The sequence below is a fragment of the Microtetraspora niveoalba genome (genome assembly GCF_001570405.1).
Classification (GTDB): Bacteria; Actinomycetota; Actinomycetes; order Streptosporangiales; family Streptosporangiaceae; genus Microtetraspora; species Microtetraspora niveoalba.
This window is the reverse complement of sequence record NZ_BBYM01000039.1, coordinates 28,809-48,488: the sequence shown is the minus strand read 5'-3', so window position 1 is coordinate 48,488 and position 19,680 is coordinate 28,809. Positions and strand designations below refer to the sequence as shown.

The 19,680-nt window shown below is 71.5% G+C and carries 19 protein-coding genes; 9 read left to right on the top strand and 10 right to left on the bottom strand.

Annotation, left to right across the window (positions count from 1 at the left end; genetic code table 11):
- Position 1: 1 nt before the first annotated feature.
- Together AWQ70_RS31315 and AWQ70_RS31310 are read right to left on the bottom strand one after the other, a co-directional pair.
- The gene (locus AWQ70_RS31315; RefSeq protein ID WP_067184172.1) at positions 2-1,390 is read right to left on the bottom strand and encodes a M1 family metallopeptidase; all 1,389 of its coding nucleotides are present in this window, start codon (positions 1,388-1,390) and stop codon (positions 2-4) included.
- Between the two features lie 54 nt (positions 1,391-1,444).
- On the bottom strand, positions 1,445-2,326 hold the full coding sequence (locus AWQ70_RS31310; protein WP_169808771.1) for a DivIVA domain-containing protein: 882 nt from the start codon (positions 2,324-2,326) through the stop codon (positions 1,445-1,447).
- Positions 2,327-2,415: 89 nt separating this feature from the next.
- Here AWQ70_RS31310 and AWQ70_RS31305 point away from each other — a divergent pair, with 89 nt between their 5' ends.
- The gene (locus tag AWQ70_RS31305; protein WP_067184166.1) at positions 2,416-3,183 is read left to right on the top strand and encodes an ABC transporter ATP-binding protein; all 768 of its coding nucleotides are present in this window, start codon (positions 2,416-2,418) and stop codon (positions 3,181-3,183) included.
- The gene (locus AWQ70_RS31300) at positions 3,180-3,842 is read left to right on the top strand and encodes a hypothetical protein (protein WP_067184163.1); all 663 of its coding nucleotides are present in this window, start codon (positions 3,180-3,182) and stop codon (positions 3,840-3,842) included. The genes AWQ70_RS31305 and AWQ70_RS31300 overlap by 4 nt, the downstream gene beginning before the upstream one ends.
- A gap of 28 nt (positions 3,843-3,870) precedes the next feature.
- Here the strand turns inward: AWQ70_RS31300 and rlmN are convergent, their stop codons facing one another.
- The 7 genes from rlmN to AWQ70_RS31265 form a co-directional block, all read right to left on the bottom strand.
- Positions 3,871-4,995, bottom strand: a complete 1,125-nt coding sequence (rlmN, locus tag AWQ70_RS31295; RefSeq protein ID WP_067184160.1) for a dual-specificity RNA methyltransferase RlmN — start codon at positions 4,993-4,995, stop codon at positions 3,871-3,873.
- Positions 4,996-5,310: 315 nt separating this feature from the next.
- Entirely contained in the window at positions 5,311-6,225 is a 915-nt protein-coding gene (locus AWQ70_RS31290; protein WP_084518010.1) for a phosphatidate cytidylyltransferase, read from the bottom strand.
- Positions 6,226-6,357: 132 nt separating this feature from the next.
- Positions 6,358-6,915 (bottom strand): ribosome recycling factor, encoded by a 558-nt coding sequence (gene frr, locus AWQ70_RS31285; RefSeq protein WP_067184158.1) that lies wholly within the window; start codon positions 6,913-6,915, stop codon positions 6,358-6,360.
- 9 nt (positions 6,916-6,924) lie between these two features.
- Positions 6,925-7,623: a UMP kinase gene (gene pyrH, locus AWQ70_RS31280; protein WP_067184273.1), complete on the bottom strand. Its 699-nt coding sequence runs from the start codon at positions 7,621-7,623 to the stop codon at positions 6,925-6,927.
- A gap of 138 nt (positions 7,624-7,761) precedes the next feature.
- Positions 7,762-8,595 (bottom strand): translation elongation factor Ts, encoded by an 834-nt coding sequence (tsf, locus tag AWQ70_RS31275; protein WP_067184155.1) that lies wholly within the window; start codon positions 8,593-8,595, stop codon positions 7,762-7,764.
- Between the two features lie 159 nt (positions 8,596-8,754).
- Entirely contained in the window at positions 8,755-9,648 is an 894-nt protein-coding gene (gene rpsB, locus AWQ70_RS31270) for a 30S ribosomal protein S2 (protein ID WP_067184152.1), read from the bottom strand.
- A 297-nt stretch (positions 9,649-9,945) separates the two neighbouring features.
- On the bottom strand, positions 9,946-10,638 hold the full coding sequence (locus tag AWQ70_RS31265) for an ArsR/SmtB family transcription factor (RefSeq protein WP_067184149.1): 693 nt from the start codon (positions 10,636-10,638) through the stop codon (positions 9,946-9,948).
- Between the two features lie 71 nt (positions 10,639-10,709).
- Here AWQ70_RS31265 and AWQ70_RS31260 point away from each other — a divergent pair, with 71 nt between their 5' ends.
- Entirely contained in the window at positions 10,710-12,008 is a 1,299-nt protein-coding gene (locus AWQ70_RS31260) for an MFS transporter (RefSeq protein ID WP_084518009.1), read from the top strand.
- Here AWQ70_RS31260 and AWQ70_RS41650 read toward each other — a convergent pair.
- Complete coding sequence (locus AWQ70_RS41650; RefSeq protein WP_245647235.1) at positions 11,899-13,551, bottom strand: CoA transferase; 1,653 nt, start codon at positions 13,549-13,551, stop codon at positions 11,899-11,901. The genes AWQ70_RS31260 and AWQ70_RS41650 overlap by 110 nt on opposite strands.
- A gap of 179 nt (positions 13,552-13,730) precedes the next feature.
- Between AWQ70_RS41650 and AWQ70_RS31250 the strand changes: the two genes are divergently transcribed.
- The 6 genes from AWQ70_RS31250 to AWQ70_RS31225 form a co-directional block, all read left to right on the top strand.
- A complete protein-coding gene (locus AWQ70_RS31250) occupies positions 13,731-14,351 on the top strand; it encodes a cyclodeaminase/cyclohydrolase family protein (protein WP_067184143.1) in 621 nt (206 codons plus the stop codon).
- Complete coding sequence (locus AWQ70_RS31245) at positions 14,348-15,202, top strand: bifunctional 5,10-methylenetetrahydrofolate dehydrogenase/5,10-methenyltetrahydrofolate cyclohydrolase (protein WP_067184139.1); 855 nt, start codon at positions 14,348-14,350, stop codon at positions 15,200-15,202. Before AWQ70_RS31250 ends, AWQ70_RS31245 begins: the two co-directional genes overlap by 4 nt.
- 201 nt (positions 15,203-15,403) lie before the next feature.
- Entirely contained in the window at positions 15,404-15,757 is a 354-nt protein-coding gene (locus AWQ70_RS31240) for a YraN family protein (RefSeq protein ID WP_067184136.1), read from the top strand.
- A 1-nt stretch (position 15,758) separates the two neighbouring features.
- The gene (locus AWQ70_RS31235; protein ID WP_067184133.1) at positions 15,759-17,324 is read left to right on the top strand and encodes a YifB family Mg chelatase-like AAA ATPase; all 1,566 of its coding nucleotides are present in this window, start codon (positions 15,759-15,761) and stop codon (positions 17,322-17,324) included.
- A 656-nt stretch (positions 17,325-17,980) separates the two neighbouring features.
- Positions 17,981-19,144 (top strand): DNA-processing protein DprA, encoded by a 1,164-nt coding sequence (gene dprA, locus AWQ70_RS31230; RefSeq protein WP_245647234.1) that lies wholly within the window; start codon positions 17,981-17,983, stop codon positions 19,142-19,144.
- Positions 19,145-19,192: 48 nt separating this feature from the next.
- Positions 19,193-19,680 (top strand): site-specific integrase (locus AWQ70_RS31225; RefSeq protein ID WP_169808770.1); only part of this gene is annotated, 488 nt, incomplete at its 3' end.

The following is a 19,680-nucleotide window of genomic DNA, read 5'->3' as shown; positions in this document are numbered from 1 at the left end:
GTCACAGGGCGGGCTTCTTCGAGCTGTACAGCCAGGCGTCGAACAGCGGGTCGAGGTCCTGCCCGGACAGCTCCTCGGCGAGATCGATGAAGTCGCGGGTGATGACCGTCGAGTGGCGGTTGCGCTCCGCCCAGGTCTTCACCAGCGAGAAGAACGTCTCGTCACCGACCTTCTTGCGCAGCGCGTGCAGGGTCATCGCCCCGCGCTGGTAGACGGCGTCCCAGTCGAACATGTTCTTCATGCCCGGGTCGCCGGTCTTGATCTTCCAGAACTCGTCCTTGTTCTTGTAGAGACGCTTGAACGTCTTCTCGGCCGAGGGGCCGCCGTGCTGCTCCTCGTACAGCCACTCGGCGTAGCTGGCGAAGCCCTCGTTGAGCCAGATGTCCTTCCAGCTCCGCAGGCCGACGCTGTTGCCGAACCACTGGTGGGCCAGCTCGTGCACGACCTCCAGGTCGTTCGTGGGGCCGCCGTCGTAGACCGGCCGTCCCTGGGTCTCCAGCGCGTACTGGACGTCGACCTTGTCGCCGATGCCGCCGGTCGAGGAGAAGGGGTAGGCGCCGAAGACCTTGGAACCCCACGCCACGACCTTGGCCGTGGTCCGGTGCAGGTACTTCGACTTCTTCGCCACCGACGGGTCGTACGCGGTGATGTTGAGCACGCCGTTCGACGTGCTCTCGGTGACCTTGAACTTGCCGATCGCGACCATGGCGAGATAGGTGGCCATCGGCTCCTTCATCTCCCACTTCACGGTGGACAGGCCGTTGCGCACGGAGGCGATGCCCGGGTTCTTGGGCTCTCCGTTCGCGAGGACGGTCAGCCCCACCGGAGCCGTGACGGTGAACGTGAACGTCGCCTTGTCGGACGGGTTGTCGTTGGCGGGGAACCAGCTCCGCGCCCCGTCCGGCTGGGAGAGGACGACCGCGCCGTCCTTGGTGTTGATCCAGCCCTCCTTGCCGAGCGCCTTGTCGTCGATGGCGCGCGGCTTTCCGGCGTAGGACACCGTGACGATGAACTTCTCGCCCGAGGGGAGCCCGCTCGCGGGGGTCACCACGAGCTCCTGGCCCTTGCGCTTGTACGCGGCCTTCTTGCCGTTCACCTCCACCTTCTTGACCTCGGGGCCGGAGAAGTCCAGGTTGAACCGGGACAGGGCCTGCGTGGCCGTGGCGGTGATCGTCGCCGTGGCGCTGAGTTTGCGGTTCTTCGGGCTGAACCGCAGCGCGATGTCGTAGTGCGCCACGTCGTAGCCGCCGTTGCCCGCGTGCGGGAAGTACGGGTCACCGAGCCCCGAGGAGCCGGGGGTGAAGGTGTCCGCGTGGGCGGCGGCGGGGGCGACCAGGGCCAGGCCGGCGGCGGCCGCGATCGCGGCGAAGGGGGATCTTCTGTGAAGCATGCGCCCTATGGTGCTATATCGCGATACCTGTTGGTCACCTCGCGGCGAAGCCGCTCACCCTCGCCGTTCGAGGACGTCGGCGACCTCGGCGAGGAAGGCGTCCACGTCGGCGATGGCGTACCCCGTCTTGAAGACGACGGTGGCGAACGTCGCCGTCCTGACCTGCTCGGCCGTCACCGGCCGGTCGGCGGTGCCGCGCAGCGTCGCCACCACGCGGTCGAGGAAGGCGTCCACCTCGTCCTCGGCATAGCCCATGCCGAGCCGTCCCGGCCGGAAGGCCACCCTCTCGATCCGCTCGGCCTGGCTCTCGAACGCCCCCTTCACGGGAGCCGCCGCAGAGGCAGCCGCAGAGGCAGCCGTAGCGGCCGCCGCAGGAGCCGTTGTAGGGGCCGCCGCGCCGTTCCCGTCGGCCGTACGGGCTTCCGCGGACGGAGTGACCGGCGCCCCGCCCCCCGGGGAGGGCACGGCGGCCGAGGCCCCCTCCCCACGAGCGGCGTCCTCCCCGTCCGGCGCCTCCTGCTCGCGGGTCTCCCCGTCGGCGGACTCGTCCGAGACGTTCGGCGCCTCCTGTTCGCGGGTTTCCTCATCGGCGGACTCGTCCGGGACGTCCGGCGCCGGATGTGAGGGGACACGCTCCCCCGGCGGGTGTGAGGACACGCCGTCCGGAGGCGGCCCTTCCGCCTGGAGGGGCGGGGCCGGGCTGGTCGCGAGGGCCTCCACTGCGACGATGAAGGCGTCCAGCGCGAAGTCCACCGCCGTCTCGTTGTACCCGCCGCGCCTGACGCGGAAGGCCGCCGAGCGGATCTCGTCCGCGGTGACCGGCGGCCCGTCCAGGTCGGTACGGCCGAGCGTGCCCTCGATCCGGCGGACCAGCTCGTCCACCTGGCCGGGGTCGTAACCCAGCCGAACTCCCCTGACACGTGGAAAGCGGTTCACGCACGTCCTCCCGGGCCCGGCACGGCAAACCCTGTCCATTGTGGACGTACCTGGAAGCCCGCGCGAGCCGCGATTAGGCTGCGAACCCTATGCGCGTCTCGAACCTGTCCTTCCGATATCGGCGCGGCGGCCCCTGGGTCCTCTCCAACGTGGACCTGGACTTCGCCCCCGGTGACGTGACCGAGATCGTGGGACGCAACGGTGCGGGCAAGTCCACCCTGCTGCGGTTGCTGGCCGGGCTGCTGACGCCCCTCGACGGCACGATCTCCTCCCGTCCCCACGTCGTCGGGTACGCCCCGGAGCGTTTTCCCACGGAGCAGCCCTTCACCGTGGCGGGCTATCTCCGGCACATGGCGGGCGTCCGCCGTACCGACCCTCGCCAGGTGGAGGCATGGGCCGAGCGGCTCGGCATGGACCACCTGCTGGGCCATCGGCTGCCCGACCTGTCCAAGGGCACCGCGCACAAGGTGGGCCTGGCCCAGGCGCTTCTCGGCGGGCCGGGACTGCTCGTCCTCGACGAGCCCTTCGCCGGCCTGGACACGGCGACCCGCTCCGAGCTCCCCGTCATCATCGGCGAGGTGGCGGAACGCGGCGGCCTGGTCGTCGTCAGCGACCACCAGGGGGACCTGCGCGGCTTCCCCGGCCTCCGCCGCGTCGAGGTGGGCGGCACGGCGGCGCGCGAGGTCGATCCTGACGAGGTCGCGGCGGATCCGGACGATCCGGCGGACGCCGGTCCGCGAGAGGCGCTGACGGTCCTGGAGGTCACCGTCGCCGCCTCGCGGGCGGGCGAGCTGGCGGACCGCCTGCGCCGCGAGGGACACATGGTACGGACGCCCGAGGCGGAGGTGGCGGAGTGATCGCGCTGACCCGGTTCCGGATCGCCGCGTACGTGCGATCCCATCGGGCGTTCCAGCCGCTCATCGGCCTGCTGGTCCTGCTGGCGATCCTGTACGGGACCCCGATACCCGCGGGGGCTGAGCTGGGCACCATGGCCGACTCGGCCGCCATCCTGATCCCGATCTTCGCCTGGGCGGCCCGCGGGCTCCTGGACAACGAGCCGGACGAACAGCGGATGATCTCCATCACGGCCGTCGGCCGCCGTGAGGCCGTCACCGGGATCGCCGCGGCGTGGATCTTCAATGCCGGGCTTGCGGCGATCTCGTTCGCCGTGCTCACCCTGCGCCTGTCGGCCCGGCCGGAGGTCGCCGAAGTTCTGGCGGGCGTCGGCCTGCACCTGATCGCCATCCTCGCGGGCACCACGCTGGGCGCGCTGACGAGCCGCCCCATCCTCGGCTCGCCGGCGACCTCGACCCTGGCCCTGCTCCTCGGCTATCTCGCGGTGCTGCTGCTCAGCCTGTCCGGGCAGCCCTGGCTCACGGTCCCCCTCATGATGTGGATGCGGGAGGCGCACCACGGAGAGCTGCTCGCGCACTTCCCCGCCCTGGCCGCGTGGTCGCTGCTGTGGCCGCTGATCGGCCTCGCCGCGTACGCCCGGCTGCGCCGCACCCGGCCGTGAGCGGACCGCGCGAGCGCACCCGTACGAGTCAGGCGTCGAGAGAGGCGGCGGCGAGCTGGCCGCAGGCTCCGTCGATCTCGCGACCGCGGGTGTCGCGTACGGTGACCGCGACGCCGTGCGACTCCAGGCGGCGGACGAACGCGCGCTCGTCCTCGGGACGGGAGGCGGTCCACTTCGACCCCGGCGTGGGGTTCAGCGGGATGAGGTTGACGTGCGCGAGCTTGCCCTTGAGCAGGCGCCCGAGCAGGTCGGCCCGCCACTCCTGGTCGTTGATGTCCTTGATCAGCGCGTACTCGATGGAGACCCGGCGCTTGGTCCTGGCCGCGTAGTCCCAGGCCGCCCCGAGCACCTCGGCGACCTTCCACCTGGTGTTGATCGGCACCAGTGTGTCGCGCAGCTCGTCGTCGGGGGCGTGCAGGGAGACCGCGAGCGTCACCGGAAGCCCCTCGGCGGCCAGCTTCTCGATGGCCGGCACCAGGCCCACGGTGGACACGGTGACGCCGCGCGCGGAGATGCCGAGCCCTTCGGGCGAAGGATCGACGAGCCGGTGGACCGCGCCGATGACGGCCTTGTAGTTCGCCATCGGCTCGCCCATGCCCATGAAGACGATGTTGCTCACCCGTCCGGGACCGCCGGGCACCTCACCGGACGCGAGGGCGCGGGCCCCGGCGACGACCTGCTCGACGATCTCGGCGGTGGACATGTTCCGGGTCAGACCGGCCTGCCCCGTGGCACAGAACGGGCAGTTCATGCCGCATCCGGCCTGGGAGGAGACGCACATCGTGACGCGGTCGGGATAGCGCATGAGCACCGACTCGACCAGGGAGCCGTCGAACAGCTTCCACAAGGTCTTGCGGGTCATGCCGCCGTCACAGGTGATCTCGCGTACGGGAGTCAGCAGCGACGGCATGAGCTGGGACACCAGCCGGTCGCGGGTGTCGCCGGGAAGGTCGGTCATCTGCTCGGGCGACGCGGTCAGCTTGGCGAAGTAGTGCCGGGAGAGCTGGTCGGCGCGGAACGGCTTCTCGCCCAGCTCGGCGACGGCGGTGCGGCGCTCGGCCATGGTCATGTCGGCCAGATGGCGCTGCGGCTTGGCACCGCGCGGCGCCACGAGGGTGAGCTGGGAGGCGTTCCTGCTCTGCGGCTCGCTCACGCGGTCACTTCCGATCTCTCGCTCGTCTGGTCTGTCCGGTTGTCCGGCATCGTGAGTCCGCCGGTTCCGGGGCCGGTACGGCGCAGCCCGCTGTGCGGCGGACCCGGGTCCGGGCCTGGCCGCCGTCGCGGGGAACGCGTCGGCTCGCTCCCGCCGGGTCTGCCGGGGGCGGGTCTCGCGGGGGGCGTCGCCGGGCGGGCCCGGGCGTCCTCGTAGCTTACCCGCGGGGTCGGCACGCGTCCGCCGGGCGGATCTCCACGGACGCGGTCGGACGGGACCCCGTGCAGGCGGGGAGCCCGGGGCTCACACCCGCCGTCAGGACGGGATGAACACCTGCAACAACACCCAGACCGGGACCAGCGTGAAGAGCAGCGAGTCGAGCCGGTCCATGACGCCGCCGTGGCCGGGCAGCAGCGTGCCCATGTCCTTGATGCCGAGGTCGCGCTTGATCACGGACTCGATCAGGTCGCCGAGGGTGGCGCACACCACGGCGACGGCGCCGACGATCGCGCCCTGCCAGTACGCCCCGTCGAGCAGGAAGTGGACGAGCAGCGCGCCCGCCACCACACAGGCCAGGGCGGAGCCGGCGAACCCCTCCCAGGTCTTCTTCGGGCTGATGACCGGCGACATCTTGTGCTTGCCGAAGAGAATTCCCGCGAAATATCCCCCGATGTCACTGGCAACAGTGACAGCGATGAAGATGATGACCCGGTGCGGGCCGTCCTCGGGGACGAGCAGCAACGCGACGAACCCGGCGAGCAGCGACGGATAGGCCGCGACGAACACGCCGGCGGTGGCGTCCCGGACGTAGCCGTCGATGCCCTGGAACATGCGCCAGGTCAGCAGCACCATCACGGTCACCGCGAAGGAGCCGACGAGGGACACCGGCCCGCCCCAGTACGCGCCGGCGATCATCGCGACCGTGCCGGCGAGCAGCGGGACGAGCGGCACGCGCACGTCCCGGGCGGCGAGCGTTCGGACCAGCTCGTGGACGCCCAGCCCCACGGCCGCCGCGAGCACGACGAGGAAGACCACCTTGACGACGTACAGCGAGCCGATGACCACCGCGCCGAGCGCGACGCCGACCGCGACCGCGACCGGCAGGTTCCGTCCGGTACGGCTCCCGCCCGCCGGGGGCACTGGCGCCGACCCGTTGGCTGACCCGTTGGCCGAGCCGCCCGGTGATCCGTTCCGCGGCGTGTCCCGTCCGTCGCTGGAGGAGGCGGCCATGTCCTCGGCCGAATCCCGGTCGCCAGCAGCCGTTCCGTCCAACGCGTTCTACTCCCTATACACGTGATCCTTGTGCCGCGCTGTTCGCGGGAACAGCACGGCACAAGGATCACGGCTGTGCCCAGGCGGTGCCTAGACTTCCAGCAGTTCGGCTTCCTTGTGCTTCAGCAGCTCGTCGATCTTGGCGACGTGCTTCTGGGTCAGGTCGTCGAGCTCCTTCACCGCGCGGTGGACCTCGTCCTCGCCGGCCTCGCCGTCCTTGACCATCTTGTCGAGGGCCTCCTTGGCGTGGCGGCGGATGTTCCGCACGGAGACCCTGCTGTTCTCCGCCTTGTTACGGGCGACCTTGATGTACTCCTTGCGGCGCTCCTCCGACAGCTCGGGGAACACCACGCGGATCACGGCGCCGTCGTTGCCGGGGTTCACGCCCAGGTCGCTGTCCCGGATGGCCTTCTCGATCGAGGTCATCGCGCCCTTGTCGTAGGGCTGGATGAGGACCATGCGGGCCTCGGGGACGTGGAACGACGCGAGCTGCTGGATCGGGGTCGGCGATCCGTAGTAGTCCACGTTGATCTTGTTGAACATCGAGGGCGTGACCCGGCCGGTGCGGATGCCCGCGAAGTCTTCCTTGGCGACCGTTACCGCCTTGTCCATCTTCTCCTCGGCCTCGAGGAGGGTTTCGTCGATCACAGCGGCTCCCTATTTCCCTGCCGGACTCACCAGCGTGCCGATCTTCTCACCGCGGACCGCCCGCAGGATGTTGCCGTCCCCCATCAGGTCGAAGACCACGATGGGCAGGCCGTTGTCCATGCACAGGCTGATCGCCGTGGCGTCCATGACTCCGAGCCCCCGAGTCAGCACCTCGCCGTATTCGAGCTGGTCGAACCGTACGGCGTCGGGGTTCTTGCGCGGGTCGGAGTCGTAAACTCCGTCAACCTGGGTGCCCTTGAGCAGCGCCTCCGCGCCGACCTCGAGGGCGCGCTGCGCGGCGCAGGTGTCCGTGGAGAAGAACGGGGATCCGAGCCCGGCGCCGAAGATGACCACTCGGCCCTTCTCCAGGTGGCGGATCGCGCGGCGGGGCAGGAACGGCTCGGCGACCTGCTGCATCGTGATCGCCGTCTGCACGCGGGTCTCGATGCCGCGCTTCTCCAGGAAGTCCTGCAGGGCGAGGCAGTTGATCACGGTGCCGAGCATGCCCATGTAGTCGGCGCGACCGCGGTCGATGCCGCGCTCCGACAGGGCCGCGCCCCGGAACATGTTGCCCCCGCCGACGACCACCGCGACCTGCACGCCCTCGCGGACGGCCTCGGCGATGGAGTCGGCGAGCTGGGCGACGACCGCGGCGTCGATGCCGAGCGGCTCGCTTCCGGCGAACGCCTCACCTGACAGCTTCAACATCACCCGCTTCCAGCGCAGCGGGCCGTTCTGCGACGAAGCCGCCGGCGTGGCGGGTTGGGTCTTCTCCTGCACGACGGCGGCCTCCTCGGTGATTCTGCGGGTCAATGGGCTCCTGGCTCTTCGGGCCGTGTCCCTAGCCTAAGCCTGGCCGACCTTGTAGCGGGTGAAGGCCAGAACCTTGACGCCCGCCTCATCGGCGTACTTGCTCACGCTCTTCTTGTTGTCCTTCACGAACGCCTGCTCCAGCAGCGTGAAGTCCTTGTACCAGCCGTTGACCCGGCCATCGACGATCTTGGCGATGGCGGCCTCGGGCTTGCCCTCCTCGCGGGTCATCTCCTCGAAGAGCGCGCGCTCCTTGGCGATGACGTCGGCCGGGACCTCGGCCGGGCTGAGGAACTTGGGCGCCATGGCCGCGGCGTGCTGCGCGATGTCCTTGGCCACGTCCGGGTTGGCGGTGTCGAGCTGCACGAGCACGCCCACGGCCGGCGGGAGCTGCGGGTCGGTCTTGTGCATGTAGGAGCCGACGTAGCCGCCCTCGAGCACCGAGAAGCGACGGACCTCGATCTTCTCGCCGAGCGCGGCGTTGGCCTCGTCGAGCATCTCCTTGACGGTCTTGCCGTTCAGCTCGGACTCGAGCAGGGACGGCACGTCGCTGGGCCGGGTGGCGAGGATGTGCGCGACGACGTCGGCGGCGAGCTGCTGGAAGCGCTCACCCTTGGCGACGAAGTCGGTCTCGCAGTTGATCTCCAGCAGAGCGGCCAGGGAGTCGCCCTCGTGCTGGACGGCGACGAGACCGTTGGAGGCGGTGCGGGCCTCGCGCTTGCCGACATCCTTCGCGCCCTTGAGGCGCAGGAGCTCGACGGCGCGGTCGAAGTCGCCCTCGGACTCCTCGAGCGCCTTCTTGCAGTCCATCATGCCGGCGGCGGTCAGCTCGCGAAGCCGCTTGACGTCGGCCATGTTCACGGAAGCCATTGTCGTAAATTTCCTCTTCGGAACCCTGATGGGAAGTCTTTGCTGATCTCAGAGTCGGCATGAGATCAGATGTCTCGTGGACCGGGGTGGGCGCATCCGGCGGACGCGCCCACCCTGTGGAGCCTTCGGCGTCGTACGGCGAAGCCGTACCGGGCCGGACTAGGCCTGCTGCTCGCCCTCGGCGGCCGGGGTCTCCGCGGCCGGAGCCTCCGCAGCCGGAGCCTCGGCGGCCGGCGTCTCGGCGGCGGCCTCGGCGGCCGGAGCCTCGGCGTTCTCGCCGGCGAGGAGCTCGCGCTCCCACTCGGCCAGCGGCTCGGCGGCGGCGACGCCCGCGGGCTTCTCGTCACCGCGGCCAGCGCCCGCGCGGGTCATCAGGCCGTCGGCGACCGCGTCGGCGATGACGCGGGTGAGGAGGCTGACGGCGCGGATGGCGTCGTCGTTGCCCGGGATCGGGTAGTCGACCTCGTCGGGGTCGCAGTTGGTGTCAAGGATCGCGACGACCGGGATGCCAAGCTTCTTGGCCTCGTTGATCGCGATGTGCTCCTTCTTGGTGTCCACGATCCAGATGGCACTGGGGACGCGAGCCATGTCCCGGATGCCGCCGAGGGTGCGCTCCAGCTTCTCCTTCTCGCGGCGGCGCATCAGGAGCTCCTTCTTGGTGAGCCCCGAGCTGGCCACGTTGTCGAAGTCGAGCTCCTCGAGCTCCTTCAGACGCTGCAGCCGCTTGTGCACGGTGGAGAAGTTGGTGAGCATGCCGCCCAGCCAGCGCTGGTTCACGTACGGCATGCCGACGCGCGAGGCCTGCTCCGCGATGGACTCCTGAGCCTGCTTCTTCGTGCCGATGAACATGATGGAGCCGCCGTGTGCGACGGTCTCCTTCACGAAGTCGTACGCCCGGTCGATGAACGACAGCGACTTCTGCAGGTCGATGATGTAAATGCCGTTGCGCTCGGTGAAGATGAAGCGCTTCATCTTCGGGTTCCACCGACGGGTCTGGTGGCCGAAGTGAACGCCGCTCTCGAGCAGCTGTCGCATGGTGACGACAGGGGCCATGGTGATGGTCCTCCAGAACTCGGTTCCATGCGGGGGCGCGCCGCCCCCGCCCTGACGCCCCGAGCCGTTCCAGCCGGAAGAACCGGACCGATGGGACGACCCGTGAACGGGCGTGCGTATTCGGCCCGCATGCTGCAGGCCGTCGAACAGTCTACCTGTCTCCGCCCCTCTGGATGACCGGCGACTTGACTGCCCGGGGACCGCTCGGCGACCGCCCCCGGCGGCTCGGGGCGCGGTCCGCCGAGAGCGTGTTGGGCCCAGGCCGGACGGCCGGGCGGACTCGCGTCCCAAGAGGTCTCAGGAGGCCGCCGGACCCACCTCGGCGGAGCGGTCCGCGGTGGCCGGGGGCCTTCCGGCGGGGCGTGACTCGGCCGGCGAGCTTTCGGCGGAGGACGCGTCCGGCCGGCGCGTCGCCTTGGGAAACATGCGCAGGTGGACCTCCGCCAACCGGGCCCCGGTCGGCACGTCCTCCGGATCGCGCTCCGTCACACGGTACGGATCGATCAGCGCGCTGATCTTCCGTTGGAGCTCCCGCAGCTCTTCGGCGTCCACGCGCAGCACGGTGTGCAGGAGCCAGGCGGTGCTCCGCCACTCCCGGGACTCGCGGTCGGACTGGGCGAGGTAGTCGCCGAGCCGCCGGTTGGCCTCGGTCAGGATCGACTCGATCACGGCGTTCTGCGCCTCGACGAGGTCGGGGGACTCGTCCTCGGTGGGCATGAATCCCCACCCCCGCTGCAAGGCCCGCCACACACGCTCCCTGCCGTCCCCCCGGGGAGGCGCGTCGGCCACGAACCCGTGCTTGGCCAGCTGGCGCAGGTGGTAGCTGCACGCGCTCGGGGAGAGGCCGGTGATCTCCGCGCACTCGGTCGCGGTGGCGGGCCCCTCCGTCTGGAGCCGGCTCAGGATGGTCAGCCGCGCGGGATGCGCCAGCGCGCGCAGCACCCGGGCGTCGGTGACCTGCCGGGAGCCCTCCGGCCATGCGCTCGTCATGCCTCACGAGGTTACCGTCTGTCCGATGTGAAGTATTGCTTTCACAACTGTGAAGCATTACCTTCACAGTTGTGACGACTCCCCTGATCCCCCTGCGCCGGCAGCGCGACTACCGGCTCCTCTGGTCCGCCAGGGCCGTGTCCGAAACGGGAAGCGAGGTCGCCAGGCTGGCCGTGCCCCTCACGGCCGCCGTGGCGCTGGACGCGTCCCCGATGCAGATGGGCGTGCTCGCGGCCGCCTCGACGTTCCCGTTCCTGTTGGTCGGCCTGCCCTCCGGCGCCATGGCCGACCGCGTGGCCCGGCGCAGGCCGGTCATGGTGGCCTGCGAGCTGGTCGCCGGCCTCGCCGCGCTCTCCGTGCCGCTCGCCTGGCTGGCGGGGATGCTCACCATCCCCTGGCTGATCACCGTCGCCTTCGCGATCGGCCTGTGCACGGTCGTGTTCCGGACGTTCAACATGCCGCACCTCGCCACCGTGGTCGCGGAGCCCCAGCGGACGGCGGCCCTCGCCGGATTCCAGTCGGTCTACTCCATCGCCCAGATGGGCGGCCCCGGCCTGGCGGGACTGCTCGTCGCGCTGCTCACCGCGCCCGTCGCGGTCGTGGTCAACGCGGTCTCGTTCCTGGTGTCCGCGGTCTGCCTGCGCGGCATCCGCACGCCCGAGAACGGAACCACCGCCAAGGGCCGCGGACTCGGACGGGAGGTCGGCGAGGGGCTGCGCGTCCTGATGAACCACGGCGTGCTGCGCGCACTCTGCGTCACCGGCATGATCGTCAACGTGCTGGGCGCGGCGGAGATGGCGCTCTACGTGCTCTTCGCGGTGAACGTGCTGGGCCTGCCCGCTCCCCTGGTGGGCGTCGCGGCGATCGGTTTCGGCGTCGGCGGCCTGATCGGCGCCGCGATCGCGGCGCGGCTGGCCGGCCGCTTCGGAGAGAACAGGGTGCTCCTCGGCTCCGTGCTCTTCTGCCCCCTGGGGTTCGCGGCCACGGCGGCCGCGAGCGGCCCCATCTGGCTCGTCTGCTGCCAGATCGCGATCGCCGAAGTGATCACCGGCGCCGCCATCGTCTGCTACAGCGTGTGCGCCGGGTCCGTCACCATGCGCGAGGCCCCGGCCGGGCTGCTCGGCCGGGTCAACGCCACGACGAGCTTCGCGACGCAGGGGGTCATGGCCCTGGGCGGCGTGCTCGGCGGCGTGCTCGGCCAGGTGTTCGGGCTGCGTCCCGCCCTCTGGATCTGCGCGGCGGGATCGCTGCTCTGCATCGTCAGCCTGTGGCTGTCGCCCATCCGGCGGGGTGCTCGCCCGGCCGCGGCGGAGGACTCGCCCAACGCGGTTCCGCCCCCTCTATCCGACCCGGCGGCCTCACATACGTGAGCACACCGAACGAGCTGGCCATCCGCTCCAGCAGATCGTCCATCCGGTGGGGTGCGTGGGAAGCCTCGCCGCCGGCCGACCTGCCGAGACCGTCCAGCCATCGCGCGGTCCGGGCGAGGGACAGCTCCACCCGCCAGGAGCCTCCCTCGTCCCCGCGTCTGAGCAGCCCGGCGACGGCGCCGAAGGCGGCCAGATATCCGGTGGCGTGGTCGAGCGCCTGGCACGGCAGGGGGCGCGGGCGGGCGCCGTCTCCGCCATCGTGCGCGATGCCGCACGCCATCTGCACCAGACTGTCGAACCCCCTTCGCCGCCCCCACGGGCCGCGGGAGCCGTACGCGGAGATCTCGACGCACACCACTCCCGGCCTCAGCTCGGCGAGGTCCTCCGGCCCGAATCCGCGTGCGTCGAGCGACCCGGGACGGTACGCCTGGATGACCACGTCGGCCCGCCGTACCAGCTCGCGCAGCGTCTCCGCCTCGGTGCGCAGGTCGATGTGGCAGGAACGCTTCCCGAACGCGGTCTCCAGCACCAGCCCGGGCACCTCGGGCAGGTGCGCGGCCCCGACGTGGAGCACGTCCGCGCCGTGCGCGGCCAGGATCCGTGCCGCGACCGGCCCCGCGATCACCCTCGTCAGGTCCAGCACTCGTACGCCCTCCAGCGGCCGACCGGCCCGTCCAGCCGCCGAAGAGGGGACGGGGGCGGGGAGGGCGGAGCCCCAGGGGAGCCCCTCGGGTGCGGCCGAATCCGTCGCGGCCGCCTCGAAGGCGCAGCGGTGGGACAGGGCTCGGCCCGCGGCGGTCACATCGGAAACGGGCAGGGCGCGGTCCGCGCCGATCGTGTCGGCAACGGACAGGGCTCGGTCCGCGCCGATCGTGTCGGGAGAGAGCCGGTTCCGGAGGGTTCCGGCGCGAGCGGGCGCGGCGCCGATCCGCGACAGTGCGACCAGCGGCGACCCGGCCACCACCTCGGCCTGCGGATGAGCCAGCCACTCTTCGCGGCCGCGCATGGCCGCCGCGCATCCGCCCTCGCGGATCACCGCGTCCTCGATCTCCGCGCTCGTACGGCTCTCGCAGGCCCGGGAGACATCGGCTCGATCCGCGTCGGTCGGAAGCTCCAGCGCCCTCAGCGCGGCGTCCCGGTGATGGTCGAAGTTGCAGTGCAGCCTCACCCAGCCGTCCGACGTCCGGTAGTCACCCGACAGCGGCGCCCACAGACCGATGCCCGCACCGTCGATCTGGAAGTACCGCTCGCTCATGAACGCCGCGACGGCGTGCCGCACGTCCACGCTCACCTCAGGCGTGGTCGCCGCTTCCGCGGAGCCTCGCCCCTCCGCGGTTTCCGCGACATCCCGCGCCTGGGTGGCCGGTGCCCCGTACCGCGTCCAGTACAGCGCTGCCGCGGCGGTGACCGCTCCCACACTCACAGCCGCCGCCGTGGCGACGGGGAACACCGACGGCACGGCGGGCTCCACTCCGGTGATCCGTACCTCCGGGAGGTCGACTCCGACCTCCTCGCCCAGGCTTTCGATCAGCTTTTCTCTCAAGGCGACCCCTCCCGAAGGCCAGTGTCCTCCTCGGCATCGGCCGGCCGTCCGCCGCTCCATGGCGTGCGAACCGGTGGTGAGCGCTTTCCGCGCCCCGCTGCCACCCAGCCAGGACATCCGAGCGGCGCGTGGGAGGATTTCGGCGCACGGTGATTACTCGTACGGGAGGACGAGCGCGCATGCGCGACGACAAGATCGGTGACTTCCTGACCCGGCTCGCCGACCGGGTGCCTGCGCCCGGCGGCGGCGCGGTGGCGGCCCTGCACGCGGCCCAGGCCGCCGCCCTCCTGGGCATGGTCGCCCGCTACACGACGGGCGACAAGTACGCCGGCCACCGGCAGGCCGTCGAGCGCGTCATCGCCGAAACGGACGACCTGCGGACCACCGCGTTGCGGCTCGCCGAGGAGGACGCCGCCGCTTTCACCGCCGTGACCGACGCGTACAAGCTGCCCAGGGACACCGGTGAAGCGAAGGACGCCAGGTCCGCCGCCATCGCGCGGGCCCTGCTGGAGGCGGCGGGACCGCCCGCGGAGGTGATCGGCGTCGCCCACACGATCGTCGATCTTGCCGAGGACCTGCTGCCGATCGGCAACCGCAACGTCGTCACCGACATCGCCGCCGCCACGGAGGCGGCACGTGCGGCGGCGACCACCGCACGCGTGAACGTGGAGATCAACCTCGGCGGGATCAAGGACGAGGCGGCGCGGACCCGGCTGGCCGCCACTGTCGCCGGGGTCGACGACATCGCCCTCCGCGCCGAACGGGTGACCGCGGCGGTACGCGAGGAGATCGCGAAATGACCGCTTCGGTGCTCTCCGGCAAGGAACCGGCCGCCGCGATCAGGTCCGAGACCGCGGCGGAGGCCGCCCGGCTCGCCTCCGCGGGAACGGTGCCGAGGCTCGCCGTCGTCGTCGCCACGGCCGACGAGTCCAGCGCCTGGTACGTCCGCTCCATCGCCCGCGCGGCCGAGCAGGTGGGCATCGCCTGCGACATCGTGGATCTCGGTCCCGAGGCCGCGGGCCGCGACATACGCGACACGCTTGAGAGGCTGAGCGAGGACGCCTCCGTCCACGGCGTCATCCTGCAGACCCCGTTGCCGCCGGGAGTGAACGCCCAGGACATGGCGCTCGCGATCCGCTTCGACAAGGACGTGGACGGCGCCAACCCCCTCTCCCTGGGGCGGCTGGCCGCCGGTCTGCCCGCGTTCGCACCGGCGACCGCCGAGGCCGTCGTACGGATCCTGGAGCACCACAGGGTCGAGCTGACCGGCCGGCACGTGGCCGTGGTCGGCCGCTCGACGGTGGTGGGCAAACCCGCCGTCCACCTGCTGCTTGACCGGAACGCCACGGTGACGGTGTGCCACTCGCGCACGAAGGACCTCGCCGCGGTCACCTCGGCGGCCGACGTGGTGGTGGCCGCGGTCGGCAGGATCGGGCTGATCACGGCCGACCACGTCTCCCCGGGGGCCGTGGTGGTGGACGTGGGCACCAACCCCACCGACGACGGGGGGCTGGTCGGAGATGTGGACGCCGCCTCCGTGGCCGAGAAGGCCGCGGCGTTGACGCCGGTCCCCGGCGGCGTCGGGCCGGTGACGACCGCTCTCCTGCTGTCGCACACCGTCCGTGCCGCCGACGCCGCACACCGCTCGTAGCGCCATCGCGGCCATCGCGGCCATACGGCCCCGGTGGCCCGCTCACGGGCCGTAGGAGCTCCGTCCCGGGGCTACCCCGGCTCGATGGACGTGCGGGGGCGGCGGTTCTCTGTCCACAGGCCGGCGAGTTTCCACAGGCGGACGTCGACCGCCTCGGGGCCATGCCGTGATGAGCGAGTCTCTGGGACCGGAGGTGGTCCCATGGCAGCCAAGGACGAGCTGGGCAGGCAGGGCGAGGAGCTCGCCGCGGAGTTCCTCAGATCGAGGGGCATACCCGTCCTCGCCCGCAACTGGCGGTGCAAGGAAGGCGAGATCGACATCGTGGCCCGCGACGGCGGGGTGCTGGTCGTCGTCGAGGTCAAGACCCGCTCGGGGCGCAGCCACGGCACGGCCTTCGAGGCGGTCGGCCGGGCGAAGCTTCACCGCCTGCGGTCGCTCGCCGCCCGCTGGCTGGCCGGGCAGGGGGAGCGTTTCGACTCCGTCCGGGTTGACGTGATCGCCCTGGAGCGGTTCGCCGGCGACTTCGCGATCCGGCACGAGCGCGGGGTGAGCTGAGATGACCGTGGCACGCACCCGGTGCGTCACCCTGATCGGGGTCACCGGTCACACCGTGGAGGTCGAGGCGGACGTGGGCCACGGGCTGGCCGGCACCCACCTCATCGGCCTGCTGGACACCGCCATCAACGAGGCCCGCGACCGGGTCAGGTCCGCATTGCTCAACAGCCGCTTCGGGTGGCCGGACGCGCGGATCACCATCAGCCTGTTCCCCGCCAGCCTGCCGAAACGAGGCTCGATCTTCGACCTGGCCATCGCGATCGCCATACTCGGCGCCGCGGGCGCGGTTCCCGCGCGACGCATCGCCCAGCCGTTCTTTCTCGGCGAGCTGGGGCTGGACGGCATGGTCCGGCCGGTGCGCGGAGTGCTGCCCGCTGCGCTCGCGGCGGCGCGGGCGGGCGCCCGCACGATCGTCGTGCCGTCGCTGAACGCGCCGGAGGCGGCACTCGTCCCCGAGCTCACCGTGGTGCCCGCGGGCAGCCTGGCCGAGCTGGTGGAGTGGCTCCGGGAGGACGAGTTGCACCGGCTGCCGGTGACGATCGCGACGCCCTGGCCGACGGCCGACGCGGCGGGCGGCCCCGGCGGGGACGCGGGCGGAGCCGACGCGCGACCTCTCGACCTGCGAGATGTCGCGGGGCAGGCGACCGGTCGGAAGGCCCTGGAGGTGTGCGCGGCCGGAGGACACAACCTGTGGATGCTCGGCCCGCCTGGCACCGGCAAGACCATGCTCGCCGAGCGGTTGCCCACGCTCCTCCCTCCCCTGCAGCGTGAGCAGGCACTGGAGGTCACGGCCATCCATTCGGTGGCGGGCACGCTGCCGCCCGACCGGCCGCTGCTCGTCCGGCCGCCCTTCGTGGCCCCGCACCACACCGCGACGGTCGCGGCCGTCGTGGGCGGCGGCAGCGGTCTCGTACGGCCCGGCGCGGTGTCCCTCGCGCACCAAGGGGTGCTCTTCCTGGACGAGGCGCCGGAGTTCTCGACCAGCGTCCTGGACTCGCTGCGGCAACCACTCGAATCCGGCAAGGTGACCGTGGCACGGGCGGCCGGCACGGTGACGTTCCCCGCGCAGTTCATGCTCGTTCTCGCCGCGAACCCGTGCCCCTGCGGAGAGGCGGGGACTCCGGGCCACCCCTGCCGTTGCACGCCCACCGCGCGCAGACGCTACCTGGCCCGGCTCTCCGGGCCGTTGCTCGACCGGATCGACGTGAAGGTACGCGTCGCCCGCGCCACCCGCGCCGAGCTGATGGCGGACCGGCACGTCGCCGAGTCGAGCGCGATCGTGTCCGAACGAGTGCGGATGGCCCGTGAGCGCGCGCTCAAGCGCCTGACCGGCACGCCGTGGCGCAACAACGCGGAAATCGGCTCCGCGGCGCTCCACACCGACTTCCGGCTGCCCTCCGAAGCGCTCACGCCCCTGTACCGGGGGCTCGACCTCGGAACGCTCAGCGCCCGGGGGGTGGACCGCGTGATCCGCGTGGCCTGGACGATCGCCGACCTCGCGGGCAAGGACCGTCCGGATGAGACCGACACGTCGGCCGCCCTCGCGATGTGGCTGGGAGTGGACTGACACCCCGCCCGAAATCATCCGCACGTTTCTGGGGCCGACACATCTCGGAAACAGCCACGCTGCCGCCGAGGAACCTCTCCTTCCTCCAGATCACCGCTCCCGCCTGGGAGCCGACCGCCGTACGCGGTCCGGGGCGTCCTCGGACGCGCCGTTCGTCCCGCCAGTTCGACCGCCATCACGAAGCCGGAGCCAGTCCCATGTCAACACCTCTCGAGGCACCCCGCGGCTCCCTCCGGGAAGCCCGTATGCCGACCACCCCGGAGCGTCGCCACGGCCCGGGAGGCGAGCCGGCGCCGACACCGGCTCACATCGACTGCGGCCCTGCCCGCGACCATCCGGCCGACCCAGCGCTTCCTGATGACGCGGTGGCCGCTGGTGGAACCACCACGAACGCGGCGCCGTCGATACGGTCCACCGCCGCGCCGCCCGGCCGGGGCGAGGCTCCCGAGGGACCGGAACTTCCAGGCGTGAGCACGCCTTCGGACGCTCGGAGGCGGAACGAACTCTCCGACCGGCCTGGCCACGAGGTTTTGGCACAACCACCGGGTCGTGAGGAGTCGGCCCGGCGACAGGACCAGGCCGTGGAGCCGCCGTCGAAGCAGCCGGGCGGATCCGCGATCGCGTGTCTCTCCGACGACCGCGGCCGTGCGGATCACGTGTCGGAGCCCGAGACTCTCGCCTACGTCGCGATCATGCGCATGGCCGAGCCCGGCGATCACGTGATGGGCAGGCTGATCAGGCGTTGCGGCGTCGTGGCCGCCGCTGATCAGGCGCGACGGGGTGTCATCGACCCCGAGTTCGTCTCGGAGGAGACCAGACGCGCCCGCGCCGCGGGCCGTCTTCCGACGCTGGAACGGCTCGCCGCGTCGTGGGCGGCGCGCTACACCGATCCCGCTCGCGACCTCGCGGAGGGACGTGAGCGGGGCGCCCGCTTGGTCGTCCCGGGAGATCCGGAGTGGCCCACGCAGCTCGACGATCTCGGCGACACACGCCCCTACGGGTTGTGGCTCCACGGCCAGGTCAACCTGCGGTTCGCCTGCCTCCGCTCGGTCGCGATCGTCGGGGCCAGGGCGGCCACGGCCTACGGCGTACAAGTGGCGTCCGAGCTGGCCTCCGGCCTCGGGGACAGGCGCTGGACCGTGATCAGCGGCGGCGCGTACGGCATCGACGCCGCCGCCCATCGTGGCGCCCTGGCGAGCGGGATGCCCACGGTCGTCGTCCTCGCCTGTGGCACGGACGTCTGCTATCCCACGGCCCATCAGGACCTGTTCCGCGTGGTGCGGTCCCAAGGGGTGGTCATCAGCGAGGTTCCCATGGGTTCCCGCCCGACGCGCCCGCGCTTCCTGGTCAGAAACCGTCTGATCGCCGCGCTGTCGCGGGGCACCGTGGTGGTGCAGGCCGCCGTGCGCAGCGGGGCGCTCAACACGGCGACGCACGCGAACGAGCTGAACCGGCATCTGATGGCGGTACCCGGACCGATCACGTTGGAGGTGTCCGAAGGCTGTCACGACCTCATCCGGCAAGGGCGCGCCGTATGCGTGACCTCGGCCCAGGAGATCACCGAACTGGTCGGGACGATCGGCGGTGATCTGGCGCTGGTACGGCGGGGCCCCGCCCATCCGCGCGATGGGCTGAACGACGAGACCAGGCGGGTCCTCGAAGCCGTTCCCACCCGGGTCGGGGCCGGTCCGGCGGCGATCGCGGTCTCGGCGGGAGTGGACCTCTCCACCGCGCTGAGCTGCCTGGGCGCGCTCGCCGTCGCCGGTTTCGTCGAGCAGACCGACCGCGGCTGGCGGCTGCGTCGCGAGCAGGAGGCATGAGACGTGTGCACGGGATCATGACTGGGGCAGGTCGTTACCATGAGTCGTATGGCCGACGGCGTGGCACACGACGGCACCTCGAGAAGCCCGGTTCCCCCCACGCCCGGGTCCGCCGGCGTACGCCGTGATGGGGGCGCGTCGTTCGAGACCGCCATCACCGAGTTCGAACGGCACCTGCGTGTGGAACGGGACCTCTCCCCGCACACCGTCCGCGCGTACAGGGGCGATGTCGCCGCACTGCTCGGCCACCTCCAAGCGGCTGGGCACGATCGGCTCGACGCCCTGGACATCACCGTGCTTCGCGAATGGCTGGGCGGGCAGCACCAGGCCGGGAGATCACGAGCCACACTCGCGCGTCGCTCGGCCTGTGCTCGCGCCTTCACCTCCTTCTGCCATCGGCGGGGGTGGTTGGCGAGCGACCCCGGACTGCTTCTGGGCACCGCCAGGGCGCCCCGTCGCCTGCCCGTCGTGCTCAGCCAGGAGGAGGCCAGGGCGATGCTGGAACGAAAGGACTCGACCCGCCCGTCCTCCTCCCC

Excerpts from the sequence above, each read along its gene's own strand:
- AWQ70_RS31315 (WP_067184172.1), bottom strand. The coding sequence starts at position 1,390 with ATGCTTCACAGAAGATCCCCCTTCGCCGCGATCGCGGCCGCCGCCGGC.
- AWQ70_RS31305 (WP_067184166.1), top strand. The coding sequence starts at position 2,416 with ATGCGCGTCTCGAACCTGTCCTTCCGATATCGGCGCGGCGGCCCCTGG.
- AWQ70_RS31290 (WP_084518010.1), bottom strand. The coding sequence starts at position 6,225 with ATGGCCGCCTCCTCCAGCGACGGACGGGACACGCCGCGGAACGGATCA.
- pyrH (WP_067184273.1), bottom strand. The coding sequence starts at position 7,623 with ATGTTGAAGCTGTCAGGTGAGGCGTTCGCCGGAAGCGAGCCGCTCGGC.
- tsf (WP_067184155.1), bottom strand. The coding sequence starts at position 8,595 with ATGGCTTCCGTGAACATGGCCGACGTCAAGCGGCTTCGCGAGCTGACC.
- rpsB (WP_067184152.1), bottom strand. The coding sequence starts at position 9,648 with ATGGCCCCTGTCGTCACCATGCGACAGCTGCTCGAGAGCGGCGTTCAC.
- AWQ70_RS31265 (WP_067184149.1), bottom strand. The coding sequence starts at position 10,638 with ATGACGAGCGCATGGCCGGAGGGCTCCCGGCAGGTCACCGACGCCCGG.
- AWQ70_RS31250 (WP_067184143.1), top strand. The coding sequence starts at position 13,731 with ATGCGCGACGACAAGATCGGTGACTTCCTGACCCGGCTCGCCGACCGG.
- AWQ70_RS31245 (WP_067184139.1), top strand. The coding sequence starts at position 14,348 with ATGACCGCTTCGGTGCTCTCCGGCAAGGAACCGGCCGCCGCGATCAGG.
- AWQ70_RS31240 (WP_067184136.1), top strand. The coding sequence starts at position 15,404 with ATGGCAGCCAAGGACGAGCTGGGCAGGCAGGGCGAGGAGCTCGCCGCG.
- AWQ70_RS31235 (WP_067184133.1), top strand. The coding sequence starts at position 15,759 with ATGACCGTGGCACGCACCCGGTGCGTCACCCTGATCGGGGTCACCGGT.